We start from the raw sequence: 18,297 nt of genomic DNA, 5'->3' as shown, positions 1-18,297 counted from the left end.
GTCTCCGTGATGCGGTCGACTGAGACCAGGACCGCACCGGGTGCGGACCGGCGTGCAGAGGCGTGACCTGTCGGAGCGGTCCGGGCCGTGGATTACCGTCTGCGAACGTCACATCTCGGTGGCCTTCGGATAAGGGCGGATCATCCGTGTGGACTCGGCCCGGCTGCCGGGTGGTGGGGGGCCGGTTCGCTTGGATGGGCGGCACGGGTCCGACGTGAGGCCCGTACCGCCTCCACCACCCAGGGAGTCGCCATGGCGAAGATCGCCCTGTTCGGCGCGACCGGCACCATCGGAGCCCGCGTGCTGCGCGAAGCACTCGGCCGCGGCCACCAGGTCACCGCGGTCGTCCGCGACCCCGCGAAGCTCGCGGATTCCGGAGCCGAGGTGGTGCGCGGCGACGTCCTCGACCCGCACTCCGTCGCCGAGGTGGCCGGCGGCCGGGACGTGGTCGTCAGCGCCGTCGGCCCCGGCTCCGGGGACCCGGGCGTCCTCGTGACCGCCGCCAAGTCCCTGATCGGCGGCGTCTGCACGCTCGGCCCGGACGAGCCGCGCCCCCGGGTGATCGTCGTGGGCGGGGCGGGCTCGCTGCGCACCCCCGGCGGACAGCTGGTCTGGGACGCGGCGGGCGTGCCGGAGCCGGTCCGCGCGCTCATGCACGCCCACGGCGAGGCGTTGGACTTCCTGCGCACCGTGCCCGTCGAGGAGGTGCGCTGGAGCTGCCTGAGCCCCGCGGCGCAGATCGCGCCGGGCGAGCGGAGGGGCACGTACCGGCTGGCCCTCGACGACCTGGTCGTCGACGAGGACGGCGGCGGCAGCCACATTTCGGCCGAGGACTACGCCGTGGCCCTGGTCGACGAGATCGAGCGCGACGCGCACGCGGGCAAGCGGTTCACCGTCGGCTACTGACCGGGGGCGCGTCCGGTGCGGGCGGTGCGTCCCGTGCGTACGGCGCGTCCGGTGCGTGCAGAGCGGGCCCCGGGCCCCCCGTATCCGCCGCGTAGGTCGCCGTCAGTTCGGCGCCGAGCCGGGCCAGCCACTGCCGTACCTCCGGCGGCTCCAGGACCTCGACCCTCGCCCCCAGCCCGGCCAGGTGGGCGGCCAGGGCCTTGGCGGCCGGGCCGTCGACCCACACCTCGGTCCAGCCGTCGGGCAGCGCACCGCCGACGCGGACCCGGCCGCCCAGGAGCCGTTGCAGCAGGGCGAGCGCGCCGGGGTGGACGCGGGCCCGCGCGGTCACCGCGTACATGCCTTCCTGGAAGGCGCCGGCCAGGGTCCGCCAGGCCGTGGCGAGGTCGAAGCCGGGCGGGCGGACCACGGGTTCGCCGGTCGGGCGGACGGAGGTGACCCGGCTGAGCCGGAAGGTGCGCAGGCCCTTGTCGGTACCGGCGACCAGGTAGTCCACTCCCGCCTTGGCGACGAGCCCGAGCGGGTCGACCGTACGCTCGCCGGCCGGTTTGCCGACGCCCGCGTACCCGAGGCGCACCCGGATCCCGTCGACGACGGCGCCTTGGAGCGCCGAGCGGTGGGCGGCATCGGCCGTGACGGCGTTGCGGGACCAGTCGGTGGCGTCGACGACCTTGGCGCGGGTGGCGGCCTCGGCCTCCGCACGCAGGGTGGGCGGCAGGGCGCGGACCAGCTTGCGCAGGGTGGTGCGCAGTTCGGGGGTGGCCGCCAGGGGCCCGGTGACGAGGAAGAGCGCCCGGATCTCGTCGGCGGTCAGGCCGGTGAGGTTCGTACGGGCCCCGCCGACGAGGGACCATCCGCCGCCGCGGCCGCGCTGCGAGTAGACGGGGATGCCGGACGCGGCCAGGGCCTCCAGATCCCGGCGCGCGGTGCGCTCGGACACCTCCAGTTCGGCGGCCACTTCGGGGACGGTGACGCGGCCCCGCTCCTGGAGGAACAGCAGGGTCGCCACCAGCCGGTCGGCTCTCATGTGCCTCTTTACCTCCCGCGTCGGCTTCGGCGTCGTCGTCGCCGTTCCGTTTCATTCTCTTCGGAAAACTGGCCACAAGGTGGCCACTTTTCCTTCCAGGATGAACACATGAACCAGACCGAGCAGCTCATCGAGACCACCTCCACCGACAGCGCCGACACCGCCGACGCCTCCGTCGCAGCCGAAACCTCCGTCGCCTCCTTCGACCCGCGGCTCGACCTCGCCGCGGCCGTCGAGCTGGCGGGCCGTACGCTGGCCGCGGTCCGGCCCGAGCAGTACGACGCCCCCACCCCCTGCGAGGAGTTCGACGTACGGCGGCTGTCCAGCCACCTCGTCGCCGTCGTCCGCCGGATCTCGGTGATCGGGCGGGGCGAGGACCCGTTCAGCGTCCCGTCCTTCGCCGACGAGCTCGCCGACGGCGCCTGGGCGGCCGCCTGGGAGCCGGGGGCCCGCGAGGTCGCGGAGGTGTGGTCGGACCCGGGCATCCTGGGCCGGCGGCTGCGCCTTCCGATGGGCGAACTGCCGGGTGCGGCCGCCGCGGCCGTCTACACCCACGAACTCACCGTGCACACCTGGGACCTGGCGAGGGCGACCGGGCAGCACCCGGCCTGGGACCCGGCCCTGATCGAGCGGGTGATCGGCGTCGTACGTCGTGCGCTGCCGGCCGAAACCCGCGGCGGGCGGATCCCGTTCGCCGAGGTCGTGACCGTGGATCCCGACGCCCCGGCCATCGACCGGCTGGTGGCCTGGGCCGGTCGTCGCCCCTGAGGACCCGGTCCGGGGGTTATTGGGTGGATGACCCGGCTCCGGATACCTAGAGTGACGACGAACCCCGTCGTCATCGCAGGAGCCGGTCATGCGCACGCACTACCCCCGCACCCCGCACCTGCCCTGGTCCCCCGGGGCGGCGGCGGACGACGTGCGCGCCACCCGGTTCGGGGGGCCGGCCGGGTGCGAGGTCGTGGTCACCGAGAAGCTCGACGGGGAGAACACCACCCTGTACGCGGACGGCCTCCACGCCCGCTCGCTCGACTCCGGCCACCACCCCTCGCGCGCCTGGGTCAAGGGCCTCCAGAGCCGGATCGGCGCCGGCATACCGGCGGGGTGGCGGGTGTGCGGGGAGAACCTGTACGCGCGCCACTCGCTCCCGTACGAGGACCTCGACAGCTGGTTCTACGGGTTCTCGGTGTGGGACGGCGAGCACTGCCTGGACTGGGACCGGACGGTGAGCTTCCTGCACGGCCTCGGGGTGCCCACCCCGCGCGTGCTCTGGCGGGGCGCCTTCGACGAGCGCGCGCTGCGCGGGCTGCGCCTCGACACCACGCGGCAGGAGGGGTACGTCGTACGGACGGTGGCCTCCTTCACCCGGGCGGACTTCGGGCGCTACGTCGCCAAGTGGGTGCGCGGCGGCCACGTCCAGACCGACACGCACTGGATGTACGCGCAGGTCGTGCCGAACGGGCTGGGTCCGCAGGCCCCGCTGTGGGCGGTGCGCTCGGGTTCCGAGCCCGATGCGGCGCAGCTGGCGGCCGCGCTCGGCCCGCGGCCCGCGCCGGGCGGCGGAGCCGAGCCCGTCGTCTCGGGAGCCGACCCGGTCTTCGCGGAGGACGGCCCGGTCCTCGCCGGGGTCGAGCCGGTCGTCGCCGAGGTGGCGGGCCGGCTCGACGCGTCGGGGCGCACCGGCGAGGCCCGGCTGGCCGGCGTACTGGCCGCCCTGCTGCACCGCGCGCCGCGGGCCCGGATCGGGGCGCGGCTGGCGGCGGGGCCGCTCGGGATGCCGATCGCGCGGCGGGTGGCCGATCTGGTCGGGCTCCACCCGTACCTGCAGCAGCCGTTCCCGGACGAGGGGCGGCGCGCCGGTCTGGCCCGGATGGCCCTCGCCGCCGACCTCGGGGTGCTGCACGCGCTGGCGGGGGCGACGGCCGCGGGCGATCCGCAGGCGCTCGAGTGCGTCGAGTGGTCCGCGCTGTACGCGCAGGAGGCGGGGCTGCTCGGCCCCGATCCGCTGGGTCCGCTGCGCACCGGGCTGCGCGACGCCCTCGGCGATCTCGGAGCGGAGGCGGCGGACCGCTGCTGGGCACAGGCCCGGGAGGCGTTCGGGCGGGGCGGGGTCTCCACCGCCGGGGAGGCGGTGGCCGCGACCTGGCGGTGGCGGGACGGGCGCTTCCCCCGGCTGGTGCAGCTGTGCGGGCCCTCGGGCAGCGGGAAGAGCACGTACGCCCGGAGTCTGCCGGGCGTGGCCGCGTACATCGCTCTGGACGATCTGCGCGCCGCCCGGGGTTCCCGCGCCGACCAGCGGGCCAACGCGGACGTGCTGCGGGAGGGCCTGGACCGGCTGGACGCCGCGCTGGCCGCCGCCGCGGACACCGGGGGCACGGTGGTGTGGGACGCGACCTCGCTCACCGAGCAGCAGCGGGGCCTGGCCGGTGCGGTCGCGCGGCGCCGCGACGCGCTCGTCACCCAGGCCGTCGTGCTGGTCGAGGAGACCGAGCTGGTCCGGCGCAATGCCGTACGGCCCCATCCGGTACCGGCGGAGGTACTGGCCACCCAGCTGCACCGGTTCAGCCCTCCGTATCCCGGGCTGGGAGCCGCGCACCGCATCCGGTACATCGGGGCGGGCGGGACGGTGGAGGACACGGCGGGGTCCATCGGGACGGCGACACGGACGGCGTCGACGGCCGCGGCCGCGGCAGTGGGCGAGGACGGCTGATGCGTACGAGTGAGGAGCTCTTCCACCAGGTCCGCTGGGACCCCCGCTTCGATCCGGCGCGCTTCGTGTTCGGGCTGCACCAGCGAGGGGCCCCGCCGAAGCGGGTCCCGCTGCCCTCCTTCGTGCCGGGCGGCGACATCCCCTGGCACCGGGTGCTGTTCGCCGAGGCCGACGGCGAGCTCGTCTGGGACCGGGCGAGCGGCCTCGACCGCATCGACTCCACCGAAGCCGGCCGGATCAGTGAACCGCGGCTGCTGCGCGCCCCGTTCTTCACCGCCCGGACCCCGCACGCGTGGGATCCGGCGGACGGCGGTGCCTGGCGGCCGGCCCGGACCGGATCCGTGACACCGGACCCCGGCCCGGGACCGCGGCGCGTACGGCTGCTGACCTGGAACACCCTGTGGGACCGCTACGACGCCCCGCGCATCGACACCGCCCGCCGCAGGCCGATGCTGCTGGCCGACCTGGCGGCGTCCGACGCCGATGTGATCGCCCTCCAGGAGGTCGAACCGGCCCTGCTCGAACTGCTGATGGCGCAGCCGTGGGTGCGCGCCGCGTACACGGTGGGCACCGATCCGCGCGGCAAGGACGTCGACGGGAGCGGACTGCTGGTGCTGAGCCGGCTGCCCGTACGGGAGGCGGGGCTGCACCTGCTCGGGCCGCACAAGGCGGTCGCGGCCGTGGCGGTGGACACCGCGAGCGGCCCGCTCGTCGTGGCATCGGTCCACTTGACGAGCGATCACACGGAGAACGGTGCCGGGCGGCGCGGCGCCGAACTGGTCAGGATCGCGGAGGGATTGAGCGGCCTCGACGCGGACGCGGCGCTGCTCGGCGATTTCAACGACGGCCGGTCCGGGCCGCAGGGGCCGGCTGCGGCGCTGGGCATGCGGGACGCCTGGAGCGAGGTGCACGGGGCGCAGGACACCACGCCGACCTTCGATCCGGTGGCCAATCCGCTGGCCGCGGTGGGTTCGCTGTCGGGACGGGCCGGCCGGCTGGACCGGGTCCTGCTGCGCTCGGCGGGGGCGCGGGTGCGGGAGGCCGAGCTGCGCGGCAACGCCCCGGGCCCGGAGGGGCTGTTCATCTCCGACCACTTCGGGGTGGAGGCGGTGGTGGAGTTCGGCGAGCGGGTCGACGGGCGGGCGGTGCTGGACGTACCGGCGACCGCGCGGACGGCGGTGGACTGGCTGCCTCCGCACGATCCGGCGGTCGAGGAGCTGCGCCGCGCGCACGACCCGGCGGTCCGCCGCTGGCCGGCGCACGTGAACCTGCTGTTCGGCTTCGTACCGGAGTCCGCGTTCGAGGCGGCGCTGCCACTGCTGGCCGAAGTCGCCGCGCGGACGGCGCCGTTCACGGCACGGCTGGCCGGGGTGCACAGTTTCGGGCACCGGGAGGACGCCACGCTGTGGCTGGACCCGGCCGCCGCCGGCGACGAGCCGTGGCAGCGGCTGCGGCGGGGGCTCGCGGAGCGGTTCCCGGGATGCCGGGGGCGCGAGGGCTTCACCCCGCACCTGACGCTGGGCCGCAGCCGGGATCCGCAGCGGGCGCTGGCGGACATCGCCGCGCGGCTCGGCGGGACCGGGACCGGGAGCGGGGCAGGAACCTCGGCGAGGGTCGGTGAGCTCGCGGTGCTGTCCCGGCGGGGGGACGGGCCGATGCGGGTACGGGCGACGGTGGAACTCGGCACCGGCACCTGGCGCTGGGTGCCGGAGCCGGAGCCGGAGCCGGAGCCGGAGCCGGAATCCCGGCCGGCGGCGCCGACGCGGGGGGCCGAGGCCCTCACCGCCCGGATCGGGCGGGCGCTGGGCGACGGCGTGGTGCACCTCGCCGGATCCCGTCGTATGGGCTGCGCCCTGCCGGGGGCGGACCTCGACCTGGTCGCGGCCCTGCCGGGCACGGCCGGGATCGCGGAGGTGCGGGAGCGGGTCTCGGCGGCGCTTCCGGAGGCCGAGCGGCTGCGGGAGGTCGTCGGCGCGCGCGTTCCTGGGCTGCGGCTGCGCGCGGCTTCCGGACTGGACGTGGACCTGGTGGTCGTCGCCACGGGCACGCTCGATCCCGCGCGGGCGGTGGAGCGCCGGGCGGAGCTCGGCGAGGCGGCCGCGATCGCGCTGAGCGCCGTGAGCGACGCCGATGCGGTACGGGACTTCGTCGGCGCCGAGCGGCATGCGGAGTTCGCCCGGCTGGCCCGGGAGGTCAAGGCGTGGGCCCGCGCCCGGGGGCTGGACTCGGCGCCGTTCGGCGGACTGCCGGGGCTGGCCTGGACGGTGCTGGCGGCACGTACGGTCCGCGAGGCCGCGGACCTGCTCCCCGCGGCCCTGCTCCGGGAGTTCTTCGGGACCTGGGCCGCCTGGGACTGGCGCGACCCGATCGCCCTGCACGGCCCGTCCCCGTCCCCCGGCCCGGGCCCGTACGACCCGGTCACGGTCCTGACTCCCTCCGAGCCGGTGCGCAGCTGTACGCCGCAGGTCGGTCCGGCCCTGCGCGACCTGCTCGGGCGGGAGCTGTACGAGGCGTGGGAGTCCCCGCAGGCCGGTCCGACGCCGCTGCACCGCCGGCACGGGGCGTGGGCGGTGGTCACCGTACGGGGCGCCGGCCCCCAGGAGTTCGAGGAGGCCCTGGGCCGGATGCGCGGACGGATGCGTGCCCTGCTCGGCGCCCTGGAGGCCGGAGGCGTCGGGAGCACGCACGCCTGGCCGCGCCCGTTCGAGCTCGGCGACACCGCGGCCCGGTACGCGATCGGTCTCGGCGCCACGCCGCCCGACGCGGCCCGGCTGGCCGCGCTGTGCGCCCCGTGGGCGGCGGCCCTCCCGGGCGTGGAGGTCACCTGGGCGGAGTGCGGGGCGGTACCGGCCCTCTCGTGAACCGGGTGCACCCGACCGACAAGTAGCGAACGCACGGCAGCACCCGTCCTCGGAACGAGGTCATTCCTCGAACGTCCCCGACCGCTCCGTCCCGCCCAGCGGGCGCGGCGGGACGGAGCGGTCAGGAGCCTCAGTAGAGCCTCGCCGTTTTTTTTCGTCAACACTTTTCACAAGGATTGAAGAAACCCCGAGTTCACGGCCGTGAAAGCCAGTTGACACACCTTCCGGCCTTCACTTCGTGAACGCTGAACCCCTTGACGGTCCTCGCGACCGGGCAGTTCACTCACGCTTCGATCCCCCGGATCCAAGACGTCAGGAGTGCCCCCCATGCCTCGCCTCTCCGACCATCCACCACGCCTCACCGCGGCGGCCCTCACCGCCGCCCTGATCGCCGCCCTCCTCGTGCTGCTCCCCGGCAGCGCCGCCCAGGCCGCACCCGTCCTCCTCTCCCAGGGCAGGCCCGTCACCGCATCCAGCCAGGAGAACGCCGGCACACCCGCCTCGGCCGCCGTCGACGGCGACAACGCCACCCGCTGGTCGAGCCAGTTCTCCGACCCGCAGTGGATCCAGGTGGACCTGGGCGCCCCCGCCCGGCTCAGCCAGGTCGTACTGCGCTGGGAGACCGCGTACGCGAAGGCGTACCGGATCGACCTGTCCACCGACGGCGCCGGCTGGAGCACCGCCTACTCCACGACCACGGCCACCGGCGGGGTCGTCACCCACGACATCACCGGCACCGCCCGCTACGTCCGCGTGTACGGCACCCAGCGCGCCACCCAGTGGGGCTACTCGCTGTTCGAGTTCCAGGTCTTCGGCACTTCCGGCGCGGACCCCACCCTCCCCGGCGGCGGCGATCTCGGGCCCAACGTGATCGTCTTCGACCCGTCGACCCCGAACATCCAGGGCAGGCTCGACGAGGTCTTCCGACAGCAGGAGTCGGCCCAGTTCGGCTCCGGCCGCTACCAGTTCCTGTTCAAGCCGGGCACCTACAACGGCCTCAACGCCCAGATCGGCTTCTACACCTCCGTCTCGGGTCTGGGCCTCAGCCCCGACGACACCACCATCAACGGCGACGTCACCGTCGACGCGGGCTGGTTCGGCGGCAACGCCACCCAGAACTTCTGGCGCTCCGCCGAGAACCTCGCGCTCAACCCCGTGAACGGAACCGACCGGTGGGCCGTGTCCCAGGCCGCGCCCTTCCGCCGGATGCACGTCAAGGGCGGCCTCAACCTCGCTCCCGACGGCTTCGGTTGGGCCTCCGGCGGCTACATCGCCGACTCGAAGATCGACGGCCAGGTCGGCAACTACTCGCAGCAACAGTGGTACACGCGCGACAGCTCGATCGGCAGCTGGGGCAACGGCGTCTGGAACCAGGTCTTCTCCGGAGTCCAGGGCGCGCCCGCCCAGTCCTTCCCCAACCCGCCGTACACCACGCTCGACACCACGCCCGTCTCCCGGGAGAAGCCCTTCCTCTACCTCGACGGAACCGAGTACAAGGTCTTCGTCCCGGCCAAGCGCGAGAACGCGCGCGGCACCTCCTGGGGCAACGGAGCGCCGCAGGGCACCTCGCTCCCGCTCAGCCGCTTCTACGTGGTGAAGCCGGGCACGACCGCCGCGACGATGAACCAGGCGCTGGCCCAGGGCCTGCACCTGCTGTTCACCCCCGGCGTCTACCACGTCGACCGGACCCTCCAGGTGAACCGCGCGGACACGGTCGTACTGGGCCTCGGCCTGGCCACGCTCGTCCCCGACAACGGGGTGACCGCGATGAAGGTCGCCGACGTGGACGGGGTGCGGCTCGCCGGGTTCCTGATCGACGCGGGACCGGTCGACTCGCCCAGCCTGCTGGAGGTCGGCCCGGCCGGCACGACCACGGACCACGGAGCCAACCCGACGACCGTGCAGGACGTGTTCATCCGGGTCGGCGGCGCCGGCCCCGGCAGGACGGACGTCGGCATGGTGATCAACAACCACGACACGATCGTCGACCACACCTGGATCTGGCGGGCCGACCACGGGGACGGGGTGGGCTGGGAGACCAACCGCGCCGACTACGGATTCCGCGTGAACGGTGACGACGTACTGGCCACCGGACTGTTCGTCGAGCACTTCAACAAGTACGACGTCCAGTGGAACGGCGAGCGCGGCCGCACGGTCTTCTACCAGAACGAGAAGGCGTACGACGCCCCCGATCAGGCGGCGATCCAGAACGGTTCCACCAAGGGCTACGCGGCCTACAAGGTGGCCGACTCGGTGACCGTCCACGAGGGCTGGGGCCTGGGCAGCTACTGCTACTACAACGTGGACCCGACGATCCGCCAGGACCACGGGTTCCAGGCACCGGTGAAGCCGGGCGTGAAGTTCCACGACCTGCTCGTCGTCTCGCTGGGCGGCAAGGGCCAGTACGAGCACGTCATCAACACCACGGGCGCACCGACCTCGGGAACCTCGACGACCCCGTCCACGGTCGTCTCCTTCCCCTGACCCGCGGGAGGCGACGCAGGCGCGTGGCGGCCTCGGCCGCCACGCGCCCTTCCCCGCGTCTTCCCGCCGGCGGTGGAAGCGGCGGGAGGTCCGCACAACCCGCCCGCCCTCACGGCAGATCGAGAAGGCGTCGGTCTCAGACCTCGATGACGATCTTTCCGGCGGTGCGGCCCGTCTGGCTGAGTTCGAAGGCCTCCGCGAGCTGCGCGAGCGGGAAGGTCTTGGCGACGGTGACCTTGAGCCGCCCGCTGTCGGCGAGCCGGGCCAGCTCGGCCAGGCCCTCGGCGTCCGGCCGGACCCACATCCACTGGCCTCCCGCTCCGAGCACGGTGGGGTCGGCGATGGAGGCGTGCCGGCCGCCCTCCGCGAGGACCGCCTGGGTGACGTCGAGGACGCCGCCGACGAAGTCCGCGGCGACGGTGACCCCGTCGGGGGCGAGCGCACGGACCCGGTCGACCAGGCCCTCCCCGTACTCCACGGGCTCGCAGCCCAGTTCGCGCAACCGGTCGTGATTGCGCGGGGAGGCGGTGCCGATGACCCGGGCGCCCAGCGCGCGGGCGATCTGCACGCCGAAGGAGCCGACGCCGCCCGCGGCCCCGTGGATGAGGACGACGTCGTCCTTGCCGGTGGCGAGCCGGGTGAGCAGCTGGTAGGCGGTGAGCCCGGCCAGCGGCAGGCCTGCCGCCTCCTGCCAGGACAGCGAGGCCGGCTTGGCGGCGGCGGCCCGTACGGGCACGCTCACGTACTCGGCGAAGGTCCCCCCGTGCACGTAGTCCTTGCGGGCGTACGCCATGACCTCGTCGCCGACCGCGAACTCGGGGGTGTCGATGCCGACCCGCTCGACCGTGCCGGCGACGTCCCAGCCGGGGACGACCGGGTACACGACGTCCATCAGGGGGTCGAGCCCGCCCGCCATGATCTTCCAGTCGACGGGGTTGACCGAGGCGCACTTGACCCGGACGAGGAGCTCGCCGGGGGCCAGCTTGGGCATCGGCAGCTCGGTCTCGGTGAGCACCTCCGTTCCGCCGTACGTCTCGTACGCCATCGCCCGCATGGTGTCCTGGGACATGTACCCGACCTCTCCGTGTGCCATGAGCCGTGAGCTGGTGGAAGCACCGCCTTCCCATCCCATCACGAAAGGCCGTGCCCGCCCCGTGAAGCGGGGCGGGCACGGCGCGGCGCGGGGCTCGCGGTCTCACAGGGCCCGGTGCGCGGCGATGACCTCGGCGTAGCGGCGGCCGCTGGTCTTGATCGTGCGGCGCTGGGTGGCGTAGTCGACGCGGACGAGGCCGAAGCGCTTGTCGTAGCCGTAGGCCCACTCGAAGTTGTCCAGGAGCGACCAGGCGTAGTACCCGGCCAGTGGTGCGCCGCGGCGTGCGGCGCGGGCGCAGGCCGCGAGGTGGCCGGTCAGGTAGCGGGCGCGCTCGGGGTCGTGGACGCTGCCGTCGGGGCCGACGGTGTCCTCGTACGAGGAGCCGTTCTCGGTGACGTGGATGCGCCGGGCCCCGTACTCCTCGGTCAGCCGCATGAGCAGGGACTCCAGGCCGTTCGCGTCGACCTCCCAGTCCATGCCGGTGCGCGGGACGCCGGGCCGGTCGATCTGGCGGGCGTACGGGGCGGGGCCGGCCGGGTCGGCGGTGACCGTCTGCGGGAAGTAGTAGTTCAGGCCGGTCCAGTCGAGCGGGGCGGCGATGGCGGCCAGGTCGCCGGGGCGTTCGGGGAGGTCGACGGCGTAGACCTCGCGCATGTCGGCGGGGAAGCCGCGGCCGTGGACGGGGTCCAGCCACCAGCGGTTGACGTGGCCGTCCATGCGCAGGGCGGCCTCGCGGTCGGCCTCGCGGTCGGTGGCGGGCTCGATGGTGGAGAGGTTGTTGACGATGCCGATCCGCGCGCCGGGGGCGGCGTCCCGTACGGCCTGCGTGGCGAGCCCGTGGCCGAGCAGCAGGTGGTACGAGGCGCGGACGGCGGCGGTCAGGTCGGTCCAGCCCGGGGCCATCCTGCCCTCCAGGTGGCCGATCCACGCCGAGCACAGGGGCTCGTTCAGGGTGGCCCACTGGGTGACCCGGTCGCCGAGGCGGGCGGCGACGGTCCCGGCGTACGCGGCGAAGTGCTCGGCGGTCGCCCGCTCGGGCCATCCCCCCCGGTCCTGGAGGGCCTGGGGCAGGTCCCAGTGGTAGAGGGTGACGGAGGGGGTGATCCCGGCGTCGAGGAGGCCGTCGACGAGCCGGTCGTAGAAGGCCAGCCCCTTGGCGTTGGCCGGGCCGTCCCCGCCGGGGACCACGCGCGGCCAGGCCACGGACATCCGGTAGGCGTTGGTGCCGAGCTCCCGCATCAGGGCGATGTCCTCGCGCCAGCGGTGGTAGTGGTCGCAGGCGGTGTCGCCGGTGTGGCCGCCGTCGACGGCGCCGGGGGTGTGGGAGAAGGTGTCCCAGATGGAGGGGGCCCGGCCGTCCTCGGCGACGGCGCCCTCGATCTGGTAGGCGGAGGTCGCGGTGCCCCAGGCGAACTCGGGGGGCAGGGCGGCGAGATCGATACCGCGGAGTTCGCCGCCGGTGTCGGAACGGGTGTCGGAAAGGGTCATTCGACGGCTCCTGCCGAAGGGTTCATTTGACGGCTCCCGCCGTGAGGCCGGCCACCAAGTACCGCTGGAGCAGCAGGAATCCGGCGACGACGGGGATGCTGACGACGAGCGAGGCGGCCATGATCTGGTTCCAGTAGACGTCGGTCTGCGTGGAGTAGCCCTGCAGTCCGACGGCGAGGGTGCGGGTGGTGTCGTTCGTCATGACGGAGGCGAAGAGGACCTCGCCCCAGGCCGTCATGAAGGCGTACACGGCGACGGCGACGATGCCCGGGACGGCCGCCGGGACCACGACCCGCAGCAGCGCGCCGAGCGGTCCGCAGCCGTCGACGGTGGCCGCTTCGTCGAGATCGCGGGGCACCGAGTCGAAGTAGCCGATGAGCATCCAGATGGAGAAGGGGAGGGAGAAGGTCAGGTACGTGAGGATCAGGGCGCCGCGGGAGCCGTAGAGGGCGATTCCCGTGGCGTTGCCGATGTTCACGAAGATCAGGAACAGCGGGAGGAGGAAGAGGATCCCGGGGAACATCTGGGTGGAGAGCACGGTGACGGTGAACAGCCGCTTGCCGCGGAAGCGGTGGCGGCTGACCGCGTAGGCCGCGAAGACGGCGATGACGACGGAGGCGGCGGTGGCGGCGCCCGCCACGATCAGGGAGTTCACGAAGTACCGGCCGAGCGGGACGGTGTGCCAGATGTCGATGTAGGGGCGGGCGGTGAGACCGGTGGGGATCCAGCGGAAGCGGCCCGCGACGTCCTGGAGCGGTTTGAGGGAGCTGGTGACCATGACGTACACGGGCAGCAGCACGAAACCGGAGAGCAGGGTGAGGAAGGCCGCGCGGATCACCCGGAAGGTGAGGGGCGGGGCCAGCGGGGACGAGGGTCGGCCGCGGTGGTCAGCCATGTCCGTTCCTCCTTCCGCGGGTCGTGACGAGCAGGTATCCGGCGGTGGCCAGCAGCAGGAAGAGCAGCAGCAGGACGGACATGGCCGATCCGGTGCCGAAGTTCCAGGTGACGAAGCTCGATTGGTAGATGTGGAGGGAGATCAGGTCGGCGGCCTCGGGGGCCGCCTTGCCGAACAGCACGAACGGCGTGTTGAAGTCGTTGAAGGTCCACAGGAACAGCACCAGGACCAGTACCTGGTTGACCGCGCCGACCGAGGGAAGGGTGATCCGGCTGATCTGCTGCCAGATGCCGGCGCCGTCCAGCGCGGCGGCCTCGTACAGCTCGCCGGGGATGTTCTGGAGGGCGGCGGTCACGATGAGGAAGGCGAACGGCCAGCCCTTCCAGACGGAGACGGTCAGCAGGGCCCAGAAGCTGTTGTCGCCCAGCAGCCAGAAGGTGTGCCCGGAGCCGCCCAGGCCCAGTTGGTCGTGGAGGACGTGGTTCACCAGGCCGTTGTCCCGCTGGAACATGAACGCCCAGGTGATGACTGCCGCGTACACGGGCAGGGCGTACGGGACGAGGAACAGGGCCCGCAGGAGGCCGCGGCCGCGGAAGCTCTCCTGCATGAACACCGCCGCCGCGGTGCCCAGCAGCCAGCACAGGCCGACGGAGAGCAGGGTGAAGAGGCAGGTGGTGAGGAAGGACCGCAGGAGGGCTTCGCCGACGGGCCGGTTGACGTCGAGGACGAGCTCGTAGTTGGCCCAGCCCGTCCAGGGGGCGCGGGACCAGTCGCGGATGAAGAACTGGGTCAGCCCGCGGAAGCTCATCAGGATGCCCATCGCCATCGGGACGAGGTGGATGAGCAGTTCGAGGAGCAGGGCGGGAAGGAGCAGCAGGTAGGGGACGTGACTACGGCGCGGACGTGCGGACTTGGGACGGGTGCCACTCACCCGGCTCACGCGGCTCTTGGTGCTCATCGGGTCGGGCTCAGCTCGCCATCTGCTGCTGGGCCTTGGTCAGTTTGGCCTTGACCGACTCGGTGGTGACGGGGCGGCCCGCCGCGGCGTCGGCGAAGAGCTCCTTGACGGCGGTGCCGACGGCGGTCTCGAACTGGGATTCCTGCGGGACCTGCGGGAGCGGGGCGGCGCTGGTGCCCAGGGTGGTGCGGAGCACGGTGAGGTCGTCGGTGGCGAAGGCGGGGTCGCTCTGTGCGGCCTTGACCGGCGGGATGGAGCCGTACGTCTTGTTGAGGATCTTCTGCTCCTCGTCGCTGGTCATGAACTTCACGAACTTCAGCGAGCCGTCGATGTTGTCGGTGTTCTTGAAGACGGCGAGGTTGATGCCGGCGACCATGGAGTTGGTGTTGCCGCCCGGGCCGGGTGCGCCGCCCGCGGGCACCGGGACCGGGGCCACGCCCCAGTCGCCCTCCTTCATCCCGTGGCTCTTGAAGGAGGAGGCGGCGCTCTGCCACAGGACCATGGCGGTCTTGCCGTTGGCGAAGTCCTGGAGCGACTGGTTCTGGGCGTACTCGGCGTTGCCCGGCGCGATGATCTTGTCCTTGGCCATCAGGTCGACGTACTGCTTGACGGCGCCGACCGCGCCCGGGGAGTCGAAGGTGGGCTTGCCGGCCGCGTCGAAGAAGTCCGCTCCGTGCTGCTTGGCGAGGACGAAGGCCTGGTGGATGTTGTTGGAGAGGTTGGCCCCCTCGGCGCCGAGCGCCCACTTGCCGTCCTTGGACAGCTGCCGGCCGATGGTGACCATCTCGTCCCAGGTGGCCGGGGGCTTGGCTATGCCCGCCTCCTGGAACATCTTCTTGTTGTAGTAGAGCGCGTACGCCATGGAGTACAGCGGTACGGCGGCCGGGTCCTGGCCGGTGGCGCCCGACGAGCCGATGGCGGACTCCACGAAGCGGTCCTTGCCGCCTATCGCCCCGAAGTTCTCGGCGTTCCACGGGAGCAGGGCGCCGGTGGCCTGGAGGGAGGAGGACCAGGTGTTGCCGATGTTGAGGACGTCGGGACCCTGGCCGGAGGCGGTCGCGGCGAGGATCCGGTTGAGCAGGTCCGACCAGGGGACGACTTCGAGCTTGACCTTGATGCCTGTCCGCTCCTCGAACTTCTTCAGCTCCGGGGTGAGGGTCGCCTGGTCCGCCGCGAGGTCGGGGCCCTGGTTGGAGGCCCAGTACGTGAGCTCTTTGGGGGCGGTGTCGGAGCCGCCGCCGGTGTTCGCGGTGCCGCCGCCGCAGGCGGTGGCGGCGGCGAGCAGGGATGCGGTGACGGCGGCAGCGGCGGCTCTGGTTCTGCGCATGGCGGATCGGCCCCTTTCGGCAGGGTCGGGGGAAGGCCGGCGGGTGTTCTCGGCTCGGGCGGTGGTGCTTCGGCGGTGGTGCTTCAGCGGTGGTGCTTCAGCGGTGGCGCATCGACGGGACGCTTCGACCGTCACGCTTCGGCGGCACCCGCCTCGTGGGAGTCGAGTGCCTCAAGCCCTTAATTCAGGACGTGAGTTAAGCCTTGCGAAAGGGTCGCGTCAAGAGGTCTCGCAGGGGTATGTTGCGAGCGACGACAGGGCGGACGGCAGGACGGAAGGAGCCAGATGACCACAGGGCGTGGCGGCCGTACGGTGCGGGACCTGCGGCGCGGCAACCGCAGCGCCGTACTCCAGCGGCTGTACTTCGGCGGGCCGATGAGCCGGCAGGAACTCGGGCCCGCCACCGGGCTGAGCTCCGGCTCCGTCAGCAACGTGGTCGGCGAACTCGTCGCGGACGGACTCCTGGAGGAGGCCGGCGTCGTCGACTCCGACGGCGGCCGGCCGCGCACCCTGCTGCGCGTGGCCCCCGGCAGCGCCCACATGATCGGGGTCGACGTCGGTGAAACCCGGGTCCGCGTCGAGCTGTTCGACCTTGCCCTGACCGAACTCGCCCGTTCGGAAGTGCCGTTGCAGCCGCGCGGTTGCTACGACGTCGGCCCGATCGTGGACCACGTCCGGACCGGGATCACCGCCGTCCTCGCGCAGGCCCGGGTCGGGACCGACCGACTGCTCGGCGTGGGCGTCGGCGTCCCCGGCATAGTGGACCGCGAGGCGCCGGGCGGGACGGTCGTCCACGGCCAGACCATCGGCTGGGACGCGGTCCCGCTGGAGGCGCTGCTGCGCGCGACCGGAGCCGTGCCGCCGGAGGTGCCGTACATCATCGACAACGGCGCGCGCACGCTCGGCCAGGCCGAGATGTGGTTCGGGGCGGGCCGCGGCGCCCGCGAGGCCGTCGTCGTCCTGTTCGGCTCGGGCGTCGGCGCCAGCCTGATCACGGACGGCTCGCCCGACGGGGGGACGACGGAGGGCACCCCGCTGGAGTGGGGGCACCTGACGGTTTCGGTACGGGGACGGCGCTGCCGGTGCGGGGCGCTGGGCTGCCTGGAGGCGTACACGGGGGCGGAGTCGCTGCTGGCGCGGTGGGCGGAACGGGGCGGTGGCGCCGCGGACGCGGCGGACGAGGAGGAGGCCCTGTCCGGGCTGCTGGCGGCGGCGGCAGCGGCGGATCCGGTGGCCCTGGAGGTCCTGGAGGAGACCGCGGAATACCTCGGCGCGGGCCTGTCGGACGTGATCAACCTGTTCCGGCCGGAGCGCATCCTGATCGGCGGCTGGGCCGGTCTGCTGCTGGGCCCGCACATCCTGCCCGCCGTACGGGAGCACGCGGCCCGGTACTCCCTGCGCCATCCCGCCGACCGCGTCTCCATCGGTCTGGGCTCCCTCGGCCCGGACGCGGTCACGGTCGGCGCCGCGACGCTCCCCCTGTCGGCGTTCTTCGCCACGGGCGGCCGCCCCGCGCCCCGGCCCCCGCAGCCGGAGGCCCCGGGCTGGCGCACCTCCCTCGAGGTCCGCGCCGGATCTCCGGCCCGGCGTCCCTGAGCTCAGGCACCGCCGTCCGCAGCGTGCCGGGCGAGGGTGCCCAGGAAGGCCGTGGTGAGCGGGTCGGGGTGCGGGCGCGTGTAGGCGGCCAGCATCCGGCGCACCGGCGGCTCGGGGCGCAGCACCCGGCCCGCGAAGCCGGGCGGCACGACGCTTTCCGGGACCAGGGCCGGGCCGAGCCCGGTGGCGGCCAACAACGGCGCGGCCGCGGTCTGTTCGGTCCGTACGGCGGCCCGCGGCCGGAATCCGGCCGCGGCACAGGCCTGGTCCACCACCTCGGCCAGGCCGTTGCCGGGGGCGTAGTGCACCCATGACCGGTCCGCCAGGTCCACGAGGCGCACCCGGTCCGGGGCCGGATCCCCGGCGGGGACGGCCAGTACGAACTCCTCCTCCCCCAACTCCGTCACCGGGCCGTCCCATCCGCCGGGCCGAGGACCCACGGCGAGGTCGGCGCGGCCCGCGGTCATCGCGGCGAGCAGTGCGTCGGTGTGCGGGAACTCCATCAGCCGGACGCGTACCTGCGGGTGGCGCTCGTGCCAGGTGCGCAGCACCGGGAGCAGGATCCCGAGCGTGACCGAGTAGACGGCGGCGACCTGGATCTCGCCGCCGTCCAGGCCGACGGCGCGGCGGGCGGCGGTCCGGGCCCGTTCGGCGTCGGCGAGCGCGGCGCGGGCGTGCGGGAGCATCGCGCGGCCCATCGGGGTCAGCCGGACCGCGCGCGGCAGCCGCTCCAGCAGCGGCCCGCCGGCATCCCGCTCCAGCGCGCGGACCTGGTGGGACAGGGCGGGCTGGGAGACGTGCAGGAGCTCGGCGGCCCGGGTGAAGGAGCCCGTGTCGACGATGGTGACGAGGTATTCGAGCTGCCGCAGCGTGGTCATGAGCAGATTTTATGGCAACGGTAGAAACGATGTCTTGGACGTATGGGATCCGCTGGGCGGAGAGTCGTGGAGGT

The 18,297-nt window shown here is 73.4% G+C and carries 13 protein-coding genes; 6 read left to right on the top strand and 7 right to left on the bottom strand.

Going from position 1 to position 18,297, the window contains the following annotated elements:
- Nucleotides 1-252: 252 nt before the first annotated feature.
- Nucleotides 253-906 carry an NAD(P)-dependent oxidoreductase gene (locus K7B10_RS34585; protein ID WP_229342795.1) on the top strand — a complete coding sequence of 218 codons (654 nt, stop codon included), beginning with the start codon at nucleotides 253-255 and terminating at the stop codon, nucleotides 904-906.
- On the opposite strand, the gene K7B10_RS34580 is transcribed toward K7B10_RS34585, so the two are convergent.
- Nucleotides 890-1,933 (bottom strand): helix-turn-helix transcriptional regulator, encoded by a 1,044-nt coding sequence (locus tag K7B10_RS34580; protein ID WP_229342794.1) that lies wholly within the window; start codon nucleotides 1,931-1,933, stop codon nucleotides 890-892. The two genes, K7B10_RS34585 and K7B10_RS34580, sit on opposite strands and share 17 nt — an antisense overlap.
- Before the next feature lie 108 nt (nucleotides 1,934-2,041).
- Here K7B10_RS34580 and K7B10_RS34575 point away from each other — a divergent pair, with 108 nt between their 5' ends.
- From K7B10_RS34575 to K7B10_RS34560, 4 genes are all read left to right on the top strand, one after another.
- The gene (locus tag K7B10_RS34575; protein ID WP_229342793.1) at nucleotides 2,042-2,701 is read left to right on the top strand and encodes a TIGR03086 family metal-binding protein; all 660 of its coding nucleotides are present in this window, start codon (nucleotides 2,042-2,044) and stop codon (nucleotides 2,699-2,701) included.
- Nucleotides 2,702-2,789: 88 nt separating this feature from the next.
- The gene (locus tag K7B10_RS34570; protein WP_229342792.1) at nucleotides 2,790-4,643 is read left to right on the top strand and encodes an RNA ligase family protein; all 1,854 of its coding nucleotides are present in this window, start codon (nucleotides 2,790-2,792) and stop codon (nucleotides 4,641-4,643) included.
- Nucleotides 4,643-7,504: a poly(A) polymerase gene (locus tag K7B10_RS34565; RefSeq protein ID WP_229342791.1), complete on the top strand. Its 2,862-nt coding sequence runs from the start codon at nucleotides 4,643-4,645 to the stop codon at nucleotides 7,502-7,504. Before K7B10_RS34570 ends, K7B10_RS34565 begins: the two co-directional genes overlap by 1 nt.
- 327 nt (nucleotides 7,505-7,831) lie before the next feature.
- Nucleotides 7,832-9,988: a discoidin domain-containing protein gene (locus K7B10_RS34560; RefSeq protein ID WP_229342790.1), complete on the top strand. Its 2,157-nt coding sequence runs from the start codon at nucleotides 7,832-7,834 to the stop codon at nucleotides 9,986-9,988.
- Nucleotides 9,989-10,124: 136 nt separating this feature from the next.
- Here the strand turns inward: K7B10_RS34560 and K7B10_RS34555 are convergent, their stop codons facing one another.
- From K7B10_RS34555 to K7B10_RS34535, 5 genes are all read right to left on the bottom strand, one after another.
- Nucleotides 10,125-11,042 carry an NADP-dependent oxidoreductase gene (locus K7B10_RS34555; RefSeq protein ID WP_229345635.1) on the bottom strand — a complete coding sequence of 306 codons (918 nt, stop codon included), beginning with the start codon at nucleotides 11,040-11,042 and terminating at the stop codon, nucleotides 10,125-10,127.
- A 141-nt stretch (nucleotides 11,043-11,183) separates the two neighbouring features.
- The gene (locus K7B10_RS34550) at nucleotides 11,184-12,569 is read right to left on the bottom strand and encodes a GH1 family beta-glucosidase (RefSeq protein ID WP_229342789.1); all 1,386 of its coding nucleotides are present in this window, start codon (nucleotides 12,567-12,569) and stop codon (nucleotides 11,184-11,186) included.
- 22 nt (nucleotides 12,570-12,591) lie between these two features.
- A complete protein-coding gene (locus K7B10_RS34545) occupies nucleotides 12,592-13,464 on the bottom strand; it encodes a carbohydrate ABC transporter permease (RefSeq protein WP_229342788.1) in 873 nt (290 codons plus the stop codon).
- Nucleotides 13,457-14,422, bottom strand: a complete 966-nt coding sequence (locus K7B10_RS34540; RefSeq protein ID WP_229342787.1) for a carbohydrate ABC transporter permease — start codon at nucleotides 14,420-14,422, stop codon at nucleotides 13,457-13,459. The genes K7B10_RS34545 and K7B10_RS34540 overlap by 8 nt, the downstream gene beginning before the upstream one ends.
- A gap of 10 nt (nucleotides 14,423-14,432) precedes the next feature.
- Nucleotides 14,433-15,749 (bottom strand): ABC transporter substrate-binding protein, encoded by a 1,317-nt coding sequence (locus K7B10_RS34535; protein WP_229342786.1) that lies wholly within the window; start codon nucleotides 15,747-15,749, stop codon nucleotides 14,433-14,435.
- 285 nt (nucleotides 15,750-16,034) lie between these two features.
- Between K7B10_RS34535 and K7B10_RS34530 the strand changes: the two genes are divergently transcribed.
- Nucleotides 16,035-17,345, top strand: coding sequence for an ROK family transcriptional regulator (locus K7B10_RS34530; RefSeq protein ID WP_229342785.1), 1,311 nt, complete (start codon nucleotides 16,035-16,037; stop codon nucleotides 17,343-17,345).
- A 2-nt stretch (nucleotides 17,346-17,347) separates the two neighbouring features.
- On the opposite strand, the gene K7B10_RS34525 is transcribed toward K7B10_RS34530, so the two are convergent.
- Entirely contained in the window at nucleotides 17,348-18,223 is an 876-nt protein-coding gene (locus tag K7B10_RS34525) for a LysR family transcriptional regulator (protein ID WP_229342784.1), read from the bottom strand.
- Nucleotides 18,224-18,297: the final 74 nt, after the last annotated feature.

The organism is Streptomyces flavotricini, assembly GCF_020639365.1.
In the GTDB taxonomy this organism is placed as follows: domain Bacteria; phylum Actinomycetota; class Actinomycetes; order Streptomycetales; family Streptomycetaceae; genus Streptomyces; species Streptomyces flavotricini.
The sequence above is the reverse complement of the archived record's forward strand: the minus strand, read 5'-3'. Positions and strand labels throughout refer to the sequence as shown.

Coding starts and splice junctions, on each gene's coding strand:
- K7B10_RS34585 (WP_229342795.1), top strand. CDS start 253: ATGGCGAAGATCGCCCTGTTCGGCGCGACCGGCACCATCGGAGCCCGC.
- K7B10_RS34580 (WP_229342794.1), bottom strand. CDS start 1,933: ATGAGAGCCGACCGGCTGGTGGCGACCCTGCTGTTCCTCCAGGAGCGG.
- K7B10_RS34575 (WP_229342793.1), top strand. CDS start 2,042: ATGAACCAGACCGAGCAGCTCATCGAGACCACCTCCACCGACAGCGCC.
- K7B10_RS34570 (WP_229342792.1), top strand. CDS start 2,790: ATGCGCACGCACTACCCCCGCACCCCGCACCTGCCCTGGTCCCCCGGG.
- K7B10_RS34565 (WP_229342791.1), top strand. CDS start 4,643: ATGCGTACGAGTGAGGAGCTCTTCCACCAGGTCCGCTGGGACCCCCGC.
- K7B10_RS34560 (WP_229342790.1), top strand. CDS start 7,832: ATGCCTCGCCTCTCCGACCATCCACCACGCCTCACCGCGGCGGCCCTC.
- K7B10_RS34555 (WP_229345635.1), bottom strand. CDS start 11,042: ATGCGGGCGATGGCGTACGAGACGTACGGCGGAACGGAGGTGCTCACC.
- K7B10_RS34550 (WP_229342789.1), bottom strand. CDS start 12,569: ATGACCCTTTCCGACACCCGTTCCGACACCGGCGGCGAACTCCGCGGT.
- K7B10_RS34545 (WP_229342788.1), bottom strand. CDS start 13,464: ATGGCTGACCACCGCGGCCGACCCTCGTCCCCGCTGGCCCCGCCCCTC.
- K7B10_RS34540 (WP_229342787.1), bottom strand. CDS start 14,422: ATGAGCACCAAGAGCCGCGTGAGCCGGGTGAGTGGCACCCGTCCCAAG.
- K7B10_RS34535 (WP_229342786.1), bottom strand. CDS start 15,749: ATGCGCAGAACCAGAGCCGCCGCTGCCGCCGTCACCGCATCCCTGCTC.
- K7B10_RS34530 (WP_229342785.1), top strand. CDS start 16,035: ATGACCACAGGGCGTGGCGGCCGTACGGTGCGGGACCTGCGGCGCGGC.
- K7B10_RS34525 (WP_229342784.1), bottom strand. CDS start 18,223: ATGACCACGCTGCGGCAGCTCGAATACCTCGTCACCATCGTCGACACG.